Genomic DNA, 11,743 nt, shown 5'->3' on the forward strand with positions numbered 1-11,743 from the left:
TACCCTTGCTGTGGAAAGATGCACCTGTTCGTCCCTTTAGATTTAATCCCAAAGTTCCTAAAGAACAGCTAGGACATCCAGTATTTGTCACCCTGAAGGCGAAATTTCTACCAGGGCGTAATGTGTGGGGTTTTGTAGCCCTTACCGCACCACCACAAGAGACTGCACCCAAATTTCTCAAAGCCTCTAAACAAGATAAAGCCACAGTCCAGCAAGAGTCTAAAAAGAATAAGCACCAAGGGCAGCGACCATCTAAGAAAGACCATGAAGGGGGAAATGGAGAGCGTAGCAATCCTCCACCCAAGCCAATTCTGAAAAAAAGAATCGAACAGGTTGAGGGTGAAGCTGCTCCCTAATGCCTTTCTAATAGCAATAATTTATCAACGGAGGCTCTAGTAAATCTGGATTTTACAGCTACAAACTTGTCAGATGCTTGATTTGCTCTAGCTAGAGATTATTGCTAAACAATTGGCTATACAAGTATTGTTAGTAATATTCTTACTTCCCCCAAAAGAGATATTTGTCAAAAATAGGCTCTGTCAGATTTTCTCTTAATTAGCGTCCAGTGAAAGTAACTTCAAGATTCGGCGGGTGGTTCATTACTAATTAAAAGTTCTTTTTTACTGCGTTTCAACTGTTTCCAAAGTCTTTTAATTTGCTTGTAAGCTTCATGAGTTGAAACCTTACCATTCGTCTCTAGAGCCGTAATATAGCCTACTTTTTGAGCAAATTCTTGTAAGTTAGCATCAAACACTAGGTTTTCTGGTTTAACTTGACCGTAGTAGCGACTGCGAGGGTAAAGAAATTTGTTTTTGTCGTCCCCCATAGACTGGTTCATTACTTCACCTTCCTATTAATAAGTTTTCACCAATGATGTAGATCCAGTTAAAACCATGCCCTTAATGAAATGATTGTTATGAAACATGAGCATTGTTTTAGTATGACTCATAGTCCAAAATCGTCAAATGTAGATATGAAAAAACCGTCCATTTATTTTAAAGGTTTGCAATCTGTAATTTTGCCAAAAATAGCCTTTTAGCTGAGAATTTCGTCTCTATACTATGCCATTCACCTTGTATCCCCAGTTTTATCTAAGTATGAACTTGTTTATTGCTCAAAATTTCCCCGCTTAACTACTAACTGCGAAAATTTGGGCGATTTACTGGAGTTTAGGTCTATTGTAAATTAGTTGCAAAAGTTACATAACCATGTTTTAACCCAAATTTAAACATGGTATGCTGCGAATATATTCCCAGTTTATTGATGAGTTCTGTTTCAACACAAACAAACGATACTATCATTGCAAGCTTTCATGCTCTTTCTGACCCATTGCGACTTCAGGTATTGGAATTGTTGCGAGAGCAAGAACTGTGTGTTAGTGACTTGTGGAAAGCTTTAGGGCTACCTCAATCTCAAGTGTCTTTTCATCTCAAAATTTTAAGAGAAGTCGGTTTAGTCAGCTCACGTCAAAAAGGACGCTTGATTTATTACAGCCTTAGTTTGGCGCAGTTTGCTGTTTTAGAACAATATTTAGCCGATTATGGACGCATAGCTCAAATATTGCCTACTCACTACTGTTAATCACCTTTCTAATCTTCCTATCACTCACATCAAGCGCGATGGAAGCTTTTTCTATTGGTGCAGATCATACCTGATGGTGGTACGAATGCAGCCTGCATAAGCAGGTTTTATAGTTCAACGAAAGAATAGGCGTTGTAGCGATTGTGAATGATAAGTTTAATTTGGCCCCTTGAGAGCGCTGTGGTGACACCAACGGAGATACAATACTTGAGGGCATGGATTACACGATTTATGAAAAACGTGTAATCCCTGAGAGAAGAGAAAAATGAAAGTAGACGGCAACGGACAAGGCAAGATATTAAGCCAAGAGGAATTGAAGCGATTATTCACCGAGGGATTCCTGACCCCACGCGATCGCGCTCTCTTTGGCATTTGCCTGTTTACTGGTTGTCGCGTATCAGAAGCTCTAGCACTACAGACCACTGATATTAAATCTGGTGCTATCACTTTCCGCAAGTCTACCACCAAAGGTAAGCATAAAACCCGGATTGTGGACATCCCACCAGGGCTGGCAGCAATTCTTGACGAATACCAACCCAAACCAGGGGCAATATTCCCAGGTATGCGCGGTGTAACTGAACGTCTGACCCGATTCATGGCAGACAAGATTTTACGCGATGCCTGCAAGCGGATTGGGGTAGAAGGAGTTAGCACCCATTCGTTTAGGCGAACTGCTCTCACGCAGATGTCCAGTGCGGGGATACCTTTGAGAACTATTCAGGAAATCTCTGGCCACAGTGACTTGGGGACGTTGCAGCGTTATCTGGAGGTTACGCCGGAGCAAAAGCGGAAGGCTGTTTCTGTGATTGGGTTTTAGATGGGTATTCACCGAGGTATACTTACTGACACAGCTGAAATAAGCTTTTTCTTAGTTTTTTGGTGGTAAGAGCAATTTTATTTCTGTAACTCTCTCAGAGCATAGTTTCTAAGCAGTGCATAACAGCAGAATGTGTCTTTGAGATTTTTACTCCATAAAGTAGTGATAGAAACAACCCATTACAGTGAAGTAAGGGTTGTTTAATAAATATTTTAGATGGTACGATCAAAGCTCAAACAACAATTTAAGTAGCCTCTATGAAATTTGAATCGAATAGGGGCTTTTACTTTTTTCGTGTTTGATTTCGTGGTGGAATAAAAGTACCAATGTATGCTCCAATTACGAACTTAGCAGTATCTGCAAAAGTTACTCTCACTCCAGAGTCAAAGGTAGCATAAATCATCAATCCTAATAAGCAACCTATAACTACAACATTAAACAATTGCTCGTTAGGGCTGGAACTTTGATTAAAATTTTGGAATTTTTTGAAGAATGACATTTTGACTCGTTTCCTATCAATAGCTACTACGAGTCTCAATTTATATTGAATAAGATAATTTCAAAATAGAGTACAGTACTTTAAAACAGCATGGTGTGCTATTTAAGATCACTTAGGGAATACTACCCAAACCTAGAACGATTATTGCTAAAGCGTTTGAGGTTTATAAGTAATAAGAGTATTATTTTTGACTGTAATTATTTATACATTACTAGTAGCAAAAAGCACATTTTTTATCACTAAACTATTGAAAATACGTAAAAAAATTAATAAAAGTTAAATAAAAAAGAATATGTAACTAAATTATGGGTATACGTAACTAGCACTTATGAATTGACAAAAAAGACAAATAGTGCGTCAAGAAGATGTGAGAAAAAACTAGCGAACGCTAGTTACCAGAGGCGTGAAAAACAGATAATTTATTTGTTTGTGCTTTGGTATTAGCTATGTTACATATACACCTATTGGGTATTTCATCTCAATACCTATTGAGTATTAATCTAGCCCTGACCCCGCAAGAAAGGTATGCAGTCGAACCTAAATAAATGCTTGCAGTACAATCATTTGCGTTTGAAGAAAATAACGTTTCTTAGTTTTTACTTAATCGCTGAGTTTATTTGGTTTGTCTAGTAACTCGCTATTAATGATGGCAGTGTAAGGCAACGACCAAATAATTTGAATAACATACCTTTATTGCCTGAACTTCTTGTACCCAGTTTATTTGGTTTTCATTCAAAGCTGTTTCAGATTTTAAATGTTTAACCAAGGCTTCTAATCCTGCTTCTATACCTAACTCATACCATTGACCATCAGGAGTGATAATTGCATAAGGCACTACTGATGGAATTTCATTAACTTGACATGGGTAAAAGATAGGTTCTGCTGAATAAAAATTTTCTTGTTTTATAGAAGTGTACCAATCCCATTTACCTTGAGGATTGTGAGTGTATATTTTATATTCACCCTTTTCATCTATACCGTCTATCATTCCTTCAAACCATTCTAGATTCATTTTGGCTAAATTTTCTAGGTCATCACTATTGACTTCCCAATCTGCTGCTATTTTTTCAATTTCTTGCTGACTTAGAGTTTTTAAATAATTTATTTCTTGTTGTAATTCTTCTGGGCTTAAATATTCTTTATAGGGTTCAACCTCTAAATCAGAATAGTAAGGATACATCAATTCTTTGACCTTCGCTTCAATATCGCTTGTATCTGGAGGGATTATGACTAAAGCATTAAAGTGAGCCATATTATCTTATTAGGGATGTTTAATATTCTGTTACCAAACCAGGGATTTGTAACTATATATGCTTGGCTTCTAGATACCTATATAGTACTTATATTGTGCTTATCTTGTACTTGTTTGGTACTAATTCAGTACCAAATTAGTTTTATACTACTAAACACAGCGATGAGAAATAGACCAAAGACATAGTTACATTTTTATTATTCATCTGTGAACAAAGACTCTAAATCTCGATAACCACTCTTCACACGAGCAACACTAATTCCATCTTCTCTTGGGTAGTAAAATATAATATAATCATCCACAACAAATCCGCGCAGGTTTGGTACAAGCCTGCTATAACTTTTACCCATATTTGGGAAATTAGCTAATAATTTACACTTGGCACGAAAGTCATCAAAAAGCTTAGAGGCGGCTTTTGGGTTACTCCGAGCAATATATTCACAAATTTCATCTAAATCTTGAATTGCTGCCTCTGAAAGTGAATAATTATTCATTCATAAGATTCCTCAGCAATTAAACGAATTTTTTCTTGTAATCTAGCAAATACAGCTTCGCCATCAGTTACTTGTCCTGCTGCAATTTGTTCAGTTCCTACAGCAATTTTCTGCCGTAATTCTTCAAGTCTCTGTTCTCTTTCTTGTAGCAGTTTAAAGGCTTCATTGATAACATCATCTGCACTAGCGAATCTACCACTCGCCAACTGTGCCTGAATAAATTGCTCTAGTTCTGGTTTAATTTGGATGTACATATTGTTTGAAAATTCTGATTACAAGTTGTTGGGCATTTATCAAATAAGCTACTGCAACACTACTATTAATTACAGCCGTCCCTCCCGTTCCAGTTTTTCCTGGGCAGCAGTCAGCAGCCATGCCCTACGGCTGGTCTTGGTTAGCTTCCGTGCATCATCAATGAGGTTGCACAACTGCTCTGGTATCGCCATCTGAAACCGCACTTCTTTAGGGGTATCGTCAACTTCCTCAGTAATTGGTGGTGGACTGCCAGCATTTATGACACGCTCAATGTCTGCCTGTAAGGGCTGCTTCTCACTAGAGCGGCTTGGTTTCTTAATAGTCATTTTGTACCTAAATTATGCTTATTTGATACTATTTTAGTACTAAAACAGTACTGATATAGTGCCTCTAGCTCCTGTACTGCTTTAGGATCGCGTGGTTTAAGTTCAGTTACAGCCAAGCCTTGGGTATGGGCATTGGGAAAAGATTTTCTATCTCCCAGCCTTGGTGGAATCAAATCAATCCCTGGAGTCTCCTGAATGATTTGCATTGCATCCTCATTATCTCGCCCGGATGCGTCGGCACGGTTGAGGAATGCCCAAGCTTTGAGGTCTGGGTTGACAGTTCGCACTTCATCTAAAAGTGCTGCCACTTTCTCCAATGTCCAAATATCTGGCCCTCGCGGTGGAATTGGTAACAGAACAATATTCGCAACGGTTAACGCCGCCCTTTGAGTAGTTGTATCGCGTCCACCTACATCAATAATTACATCTTGATAACGGGGAGCTAGTTTCAAGACTTCATCTCTGGCTGCTCTACCGCGAAGCTGGACACAAGTTAGCTTTTGACTACCTTCAGGGTAATGTTCGCTGCGGGTTGAAGCCCAGAGAGTGGTTGTCTCTTGCTCGTCGCCATCTACGAGCAGTACATCGTCACCATCTGCTACACGCCGAGCCGCTAAGTTGGCGGCTACTGTACTCTTGCCTGCCCCGCCTTTGATGCCGCCAATAACGACAATCATGGTACAAATTAGGTTGTTTATTGGTTCTAATATTAGACTAGCTTGGTACTAATTTAGTACCAAAGCAGTATTATAAGCTAATCAAGAAGATTCGCCATATTTTAGTTTTCAGTTTACGCCGTCCTCGCCTCTCCTTTTCCAGAATGGGTTTTTTGTACAAACCCTCCAAAAGAGGGATTAGGGATTTTATAACTAAGAGGCGGCGGATTTTTTGAGGTAACGATAGACACTCGCCTTAGAAATAGCAAAGTCTTTCATGAGAATTTTGATAAGAGTACCTTGTGTCCGTCTGAGATGGCGAAAATAGAAGGTTCGTGTCACCAAGTGCAGCCTATGGCTATAAACCTTATACAGCAACAGTTACAGAGATTGATCGAGATTTAAGCGCGACAGTGATTCTGAAATAATTACATGATATCTTTAGCCCCTACTCAACTAGGGGTGATAAGCGTTGAGATTACATCCAGTAGGCGTTGCGGTTCAATTGGCTTGGCTAGATGTATTTGAAATCCCGCCGAGAGGATTTGGCGTTGATTCGTCTCACCAGCATAGGCGGTTAGGGCGATCGCTGGAATATCCCGGTTAAATTGAGGGGGCAAAGTGCGAACCTGACGAATGAAGGTGTAGCCGTCCATTTCTGGCATCCCAATATCGCTGATGAGCAGATCAAATTGTGCTTGGGTCAGCACAGAGAGGGCTTTGGTAGCAGAGGAGACTACTTGAACAACTGTGCCTTCCTGTTCCAGTAAAACCTTAACTAGTTCTAGGGAATCTGCCTCATCATCTACTACAATCACTCGTAGATTGTTTAAATCCACTGTTTGATCGTTGAAAGAATCAGGAGTATGGGAATGTGACACAGGTATCAAGGGTAACTGTACTGTAAACTTGGCTCCCTGACCTTCTCCGGCACTAGCGACGGTGATAGTACCCCCATGTGCTTCGACCAGCTGACGAGAGATCGCCAGCCCTAAGCCCAATCCGCCAAAAGAACGAGTAGTAGAACTGTCCTGTTGCTGGAATAACTCAAACACATGAGGCAGAAATTCGGGTTGAATACCCTTTCCGGTATCACTTACCTGAATTTGAGCATGGTGATCAACACAGGTGAGTTGCACCGTCACTAGTCCCCCTGTAGGGGTGAATTTAATCGCATTCGACAGTAAATTCCAAATCACCTGTTGCAACCTGCCAGCATCCCCCCTGACCTGATCCACAGACGGGTCAAGTACCACCTCAAGCCCAATAGCTTTTGCTTGTGCTGCTAAATGAACGGTTTCTAAAGCAGCCCGGATCGGCTCGGATAAATCGATAGCTGCAAAGTTAAGGGAGAGTTTGCCATGAATGATGTGAGAGATATCAAGAAGATCCTCGATTAGTTGCACTTGTTGTTTAGCATTGCGCTCAATCGTGCTTAACCCCATCTGAAGCTTGTCGGAAGTGACCTTCGGTGATTGCAGTATCTTTGTCCAGCCCAAAATCGGGTTAAGCGGCGTTCGCAGTTCATGGGAGAGAATAGCAAGAAATTCATCTTTCATCCGGTTGGCACGTTCTGCTGCTTCCCGCGTCGCTTGCTCTTGCTGGAGTAAATTTTCTCGTTGGGCTTCTGCCTGTTTGCGCTCGGTGATTTCTTCACAAACGGTGTTAATGCCAATCACACGCTCGCCATCCTTCAACGGCAAAAAGCTCTCTAACCAAATCCGCTCTACTCCTGGTTGCGCTGGAGTTTCACCCCGAATTTCGATGTTTAATAGCGGTTTTCCCGTTTCTAAGATAGGATTTAGCAAAGCTTCGGCAGTATCCGCGAGATCAGGTAGCAGTTCCCGAATTGTTCGTCCAATATGTTCCTCTACAGAAAATCCATTTATTTCTGCAAGACGCTGGTTAATCCGCACAAAACGCAGGTCTGTATCGAGAAAATTCAACCCAATGGGAGCAGACTGGTAAATGGTTTCAATTTCGGCTAATTGTCTTTGCAAAGTTGTCCGGCTTTCTTCTAATTCAGCCTCCAGACGCTGACGTTCTGTCACATCGGCAGTTATACCAATCAGTCGAGTTAACTGTCCTTGCTGGTTAAACAGTGCGCTGCCAATTTCCTCTAATATCAGGATCTGTCCATCCGGGCGTACAACTCGATAGGTGGTTCTGTAAGTGCTGTTTTCTGGTGTGAGTGCTTGTAATCCTGCTATGAAGCGAGTGCGATCATCAGGATGAATACGTTGAAAAAAAACGGCCCCCGTTTCCTGTTCTGCCGATGGCAAATTTAACCCCAAAATGTCAGCACAATGAGGCGAGCGCTTGACAGCATCAGTGGCTACCTCCCATTCAAAGGTATACATCCGGGCAATTTCCATTGCCAATTGGTTGCGCTCTTCGCTCTCTCGCAGTGACGCATTTACCTGCTCTAACTGAACAGTGCGCCTTTCTAGTTCTTTGTTAGCGCGTTTTAGAGCGGTTTCTGTCTCTTTTTGCTGCGTTATGTCACGAGCAACGCAGTATATCAATCCCCTGTCAATTTGCGATGATGCTCTCCATTCTAGCCATCGATAGCCACCATCAATAGTTTGGTAACGGTTCTCGAATTTGAGGGTAGGTGCGCCTGCCTTTAACTTCTCCATTTCTGCTAATGTGGCAGAGTGGTCGTCTGGATGTACAAAGTCTAAAAAAGGATTAGCTAGGAATTCAGCTTCTGAGCGGCCAAGGGTTTGAGTAAACACAGGATTGATCCGCTTAAAGTAGCCATCCAAACCAATGACTGACAGCAGATCGAGCATTCGCTCGAAGAAAAAAGCTTCTTCGGTTAAAACCAAGTCATTCACGGGTGAATCAAACGCATATTGCTAATTTATAACGAATTAAAGAGCAAGCATAGCAAAGTTATCAAAAAAAATAGACCAGATAGGTTAGGGTAACTTAGCACTCAAGCGACTAGGCCTAGATATAGCGAAGATACCATTGGCGAAATATTGCTTAACATGAAAATGGCGAATCGATGGTGTATTACAATAGGTCAATTTTTTATCTAATGCAGATATAGATTTAAATCAATGATTTTGTAAATTTATAAGGCATTTACTGATGATTTTGATAACAAGTAAGAAAAAAGTAAGCAATAAATTTTCTTACTTGGCTAGAAAGCTTAATTGATAGGGCTTTGAGATAGGTGCGGTGGCGCAAGCCTGTTGCGCGGTCGTACCTTGTAAGAATGGTTAATAGATAAAAATCTATGCCAAAGCTGCTATTTTCAGTCATTAATTAATAATGCTTCCGCCAGGATTTTTTTGACTTTGTATAGATGAAAATGGGGTTTGGAGTCACTCTACATTAGTTTTTATAAACTTTTTACCGCAAGTTTACCGCGTCCTGAAGGGCCAATGACTGATCTGGGCATTATTAATTTAATCCAGTTCTTAATTAATTCCGCCTTTGTAGCTAAATTCCCATGAAAACAGTTTTTATAACTCTGCTGGCTGCGCTACTGGTGGGGTGTTCAGCAAATGCCCGAACAGAGCAAAAGTCCTCTACATCTAGTAAGAGTGAAACCGACCTTCCAAAAGCCTTGGCATTGAAGGATGGTAAGACGGAATCGGCACAGGTGGATGTTTACAGAGAGGAATTTGAAAAATTCAAAAAACTCTGCGTTGAAAATGACGATACTTTAGCTGGCATGGTCTATGCACATACCAAAAAGAGCAAGGCGGCGGGTTTTGAGTGGGCTACGAATCTCGATACCTTGCAGTCTTTTGCTCAATCGGCAGAAAGCTTTGAGCGTAAGCCAGGACGTTGCATCCAGGTTTATCAAACATACGAGGAAAGCTTAAAAGCATTGCCGAGTGACTCAGAAAAATAGGAATCAGCGATCGCCGGGTGATTTTGTACGCAATCGGTGACGGCTGGCTTACTTCCCGATCCACTTCAACTAGCTGTTGTAAGTGGAAGTTGAAGCCGGAAGTTAACGTGCATCATGATTTGCAGCCTTAGCTACTGCCGACTGCTTACCAACCTTCAGCTTGTTGAGAACGCGATCGCTAGTCACATCAATTAATGGGTTGGCTAAAACAACAATCAAATTTCACCTAGAATTATCAATCTCACAAAGGCGACGGATGAGTTTTGCTTGTGCTTCCAACTGGTGAAGCGCCCAAATAGTAGAAGTACGCAATTTTTCACCGCGCACACCCATTGAGTACAACACCAAAGGTAGCCAATGAGCTTCATCGAGTTACCATCACTGCCAATGCCAAAGTAGACCCAGGTGAGATAGGGCTGGTCTTTAAAAAATTAAGTATTTGGCCATCAATGTCCTTACTGTCTCGTTTAATAGAAAGAATTTCTTGCTTGGTATCGCTCATATAAACACCGATAATTACGTAGGATTAAAGGAGATTTAAAGAGGTAAAATGTAGCGTAAGTTACAAATTACTTTTTAGCTGCTCATTTGGACTAAAAACCCAAGTTTTCTGCATTTTGGCTGCCTGTTAGCAGTCATTAGCAGTTATGAGATGCAAATTGCCGTTACAGCTATTAACAGTTTACAACTGCTGTTGACTGTCAATTGATGTCATTGGACAGCATTTTGACACTAAAGGTTTTCCCTAAAAATTGCTTCTAACTGTTATGGTGACTGCAATAGAGCTATTTTTCTCAAAAATCTCTATGCTGCTGTTGGGGAATTTTCACCAGAAATCATAATACTAAAGTGTTGCAAACGTACTTCAAAAAAAGGGTTTTTAATTTTCTTGGGGTTCAGCCGGGATACCTGTAAGTGCGATTCGTTCTGGAGAAACCCAATATTCGGGAGGATTCCAGGCTTCAGTAGAGTAACTCCAGCAGGAGTTGAGTCCGCACTTTAATCCTCTACTGATGACAACTTGATACCCATATAGGTGAGGTGAAAATTTTCAACCAAGTCCTATCACCCTGGTGCGGGGTTGAAAGCACGTAAACTACCAGAAAATGGTAGCCCCTACTGAGGAGACTGACTATCTCGCTCTGTAAAGCGGGGACGAAAGCGGTTAATGGTGATAATTGCTGAAAACACCAACCGCAAGCAAGAGTTCACGGGGAGAGCAAGCGAAATGTCGTTGAGCCATCGTCATATCTCACCAAGGAATATAAGCTTGTGTTTCGGACACACCTTGGGTCGGAAATAACCGAAAGGGTAAGGACTGTTAGGTTCTTGCGACCGAAACAGCGCACTTCCTAGACCCCCGGTGGATAGGCATCCCCTAAAGACTCAAAACAATGGATATCAGGAACGAAGTAACCCAAATCATAACTCCTATGGTGGTCGATACATAGGTAGGCGGTCAGGCTAAAAGCTGGATTTGGGAAGGATGGGTTAAGAAGCAAACGCCCAAACCGAAGTAACGGTTAAAGCCCTAAAAGGGATGGAGTAACGTCCGGGATAAGCAGACGTAACCCGCAATGTGCATAGAGCTAGGGGTGTAAGTAGCAATGAATACGCCTAAATCAGATTCAACTGAGAATACTGAGGGATGGAGAAATATAAATTGGCGCAAAGTCGAGAAATACGTCTTCAAGTTGCAAAAACGCATCTACGCCGCTTCGCGTTGTGGTGATATCAAGCGAATCCGTAAACTAAGCGCGAATTTTAATGAGGTCTTGGTCGAATAGGGTACTAGCGGTAAGAAGGGTAACGCAAGATAACCAAGGTAAAAAGACGGCAGGAGTGGATGGGGTAAAATCCTTATCCCCAGAAGCACGTCTCAACCGATACCGTTGGCGAATTCCCTAAACAGCTAAACTGAACCGATTAGTTCAGCAATGAAACGATTGAGAACCTTATGAGCAGTTTTATACCCAGTAGCTTGCTTACCTA

General features: G+C 41.3%; 15 protein-coding genes and 1 pseudogene. 6 read left to right on the forward strand and 10 right to left on the reverse strand.

Translation table 11 applies throughout. The annotated features are described in order from the left end of the window. Positions 1-356: pseudogene (locus tag H6G14_RS31460) on the forward strand (hypothetical protein); the annotation flags it as partial. A gap of 221 nt (positions 357-577) precedes the next feature. On the opposite strand, the gene H6G14_RS31465 reads toward H6G14_RS31460, so the two are convergent. Further along, positions 578-838: a DUF7219 family protein gene (locus H6G14_RS31465; RefSeq protein WP_190572700.1), complete on the reverse strand. Its 261-nt coding sequence runs from the start codon at positions 836-838 to the stop codon at positions 578-580. Positions 839-1,263: 425 nt separating this feature from the next. Between H6G14_RS31465 and H6G14_RS31470 the strand changes: the two genes are divergently transcribed. Then, positions 1,264-1,581: an ArsR/SmtB family transcription factor gene (locus H6G14_RS31470; RefSeq protein WP_190572702.1), complete on the forward strand. Its 318-nt coding sequence runs from the start codon at positions 1,264-1,266 to the stop codon at positions 1,579-1,581. Between the two features lie 265 nt (positions 1,582-1,846). Continuing rightward, complete coding sequence (locus H6G14_RS31475; RefSeq protein WP_190572704.1) at positions 1,847-2,398, forward strand: tyrosine-type recombinase/integrase; 552 nt, start codon at positions 1,847-1,849, stop codon at positions 2,396-2,398. Between the two features lie 283 nt (positions 2,399-2,681). On the opposite strand, the gene H6G14_RS31480 is transcribed toward H6G14_RS31475, so the two are convergent. From H6G14_RS31480 to H6G14_RS31520, 9 genes are all read right to left on the reverse strand, one after another. Then, positions 2,682-2,897, reverse strand: coding sequence for a hypothetical protein (locus H6G14_RS31480; RefSeq protein ID WP_190572706.1), 216 nt, complete (start codon positions 2,895-2,897; stop codon positions 2,682-2,684). A 640-nt stretch (positions 2,898-3,537) separates the two neighbouring features. Further along, positions 3,538-4,149 carry a hypothetical protein gene (locus tag H6G14_RS31485; RefSeq protein ID WP_190572708.1) on the reverse strand — a complete coding sequence of 204 codons (612 nt, stop codon included), beginning with the start codon at positions 4,147-4,149 and terminating at the stop codon, positions 3,538-3,540. A gap of 197 nt (positions 4,150-4,346) precedes the next feature. Continuing rightward, complete coding sequence (locus tag H6G14_RS31490) at positions 4,347-4,643, reverse strand: type II toxin-antitoxin system RelE/ParE family toxin (RefSeq protein WP_190572710.1); 297 nt, start codon at positions 4,641-4,643, stop codon at positions 4,347-4,349. Then, the gene (locus H6G14_RS31495; RefSeq protein ID WP_190572712.1) at positions 4,640-4,897 is read right to left on the reverse strand and encodes a type II toxin-antitoxin system ParD family antitoxin; all 258 of its coding nucleotides are present in this window, start codon (positions 4,895-4,897) and stop codon (positions 4,640-4,642) included. The genes H6G14_RS31490 and H6G14_RS31495 overlap by 4 nt, the downstream gene beginning before the upstream one ends. A gap of 69 nt (positions 4,898-4,966) precedes the next feature. After that, on the reverse strand, positions 4,967-5,224 hold the full coding sequence (locus H6G14_RS31500; protein ID WP_190572714.1) for a hypothetical protein: 258 nt from the start codon (positions 5,222-5,224) through the stop codon (positions 4,967-4,969). Continuing rightward, positions 5,221-5,901, reverse strand: coding sequence for an AAA family ATPase (locus H6G14_RS31505; RefSeq protein WP_190572716.1), 681 nt, complete (start codon positions 5,899-5,901; stop codon positions 5,221-5,223). The genes H6G14_RS31500 and H6G14_RS31505 overlap by 4 nt, the downstream gene beginning before the upstream one ends. A gap of 192 nt (positions 5,902-6,093) precedes the next feature. Then, a complete protein-coding gene (locus tag H6G14_RS34150; RefSeq protein ID WP_277884349.1) occupies positions 6,094-6,222 on the reverse strand; it encodes a hypothetical protein in 129 nt (42 codons plus the stop codon). Positions 6,223-6,332: 110 nt separating this feature from the next. Continuing rightward, positions 6,333-8,720 carry a PAS domain-containing hybrid sensor histidine kinase/response regulator gene (locus H6G14_RS31515; RefSeq protein WP_338421247.1) on the reverse strand — a complete coding sequence of 796 codons (2,388 nt, stop codon included), beginning with the start codon at positions 8,718-8,720 and terminating at the stop codon, positions 6,333-6,335. Between the two features lie 253 nt (positions 8,721-8,973). After that, positions 8,974-9,153 (reverse strand): hypothetical protein, encoded by a 180-nt coding sequence (locus H6G14_RS31520; RefSeq protein WP_190572718.1) that lies wholly within the window; start codon positions 9,151-9,153, stop codon positions 8,974-8,976. Positions 9,154-9,343: 190 nt separating this feature from the next. Between H6G14_RS31520 and H6G14_RS31525 the strand changes: the two genes are divergently transcribed. The 3 genes from H6G14_RS31525 to H6G14_RS34160 all read left to right on the forward strand — a co-directional run bounded on the left by H6G14_RS31525 (position 9,344) and on the right by H6G14_RS34160 (position 11,659). Next, a complete protein-coding gene (locus H6G14_RS31525; protein WP_190572720.1) occupies positions 9,344-9,751 on the forward strand; it encodes a hypothetical protein in 408 nt (135 codons plus the stop codon). A 1,607-nt stretch (positions 9,752-11,358) separates the two neighbouring features. Then, the gene (locus H6G14_RS34155; RefSeq protein ID WP_199326349.1) at positions 11,359-11,538 is read left to right on the forward strand and encodes a reverse transcriptase N-terminal domain-containing protein; all 180 of its coding nucleotides are present in this window, start codon (positions 11,359-11,361) and stop codon (positions 11,536-11,538) included. After that, a complete protein-coding gene (locus H6G14_RS34160) occupies positions 11,519-11,659 on the forward strand; it encodes a reverse transcriptase N-terminal domain-containing protein (protein ID WP_277884350.1) in 141 nt (46 codons plus the stop codon). Before H6G14_RS34155 ends, H6G14_RS34160 begins: the two co-directional genes overlap by 20 nt. Positions 11,660-11,743 lie beyond the last annotated feature (84 nt).

Source organism: Nostoc parmelioides FACHB-3921, assembly GCF_014696625.1.
GTDB lineage: Bacteria > Cyanobacteriota > Cyanobacteriia > Cyanobacteriales > Nostocaceae > Trichormus > Trichormus parmelioides.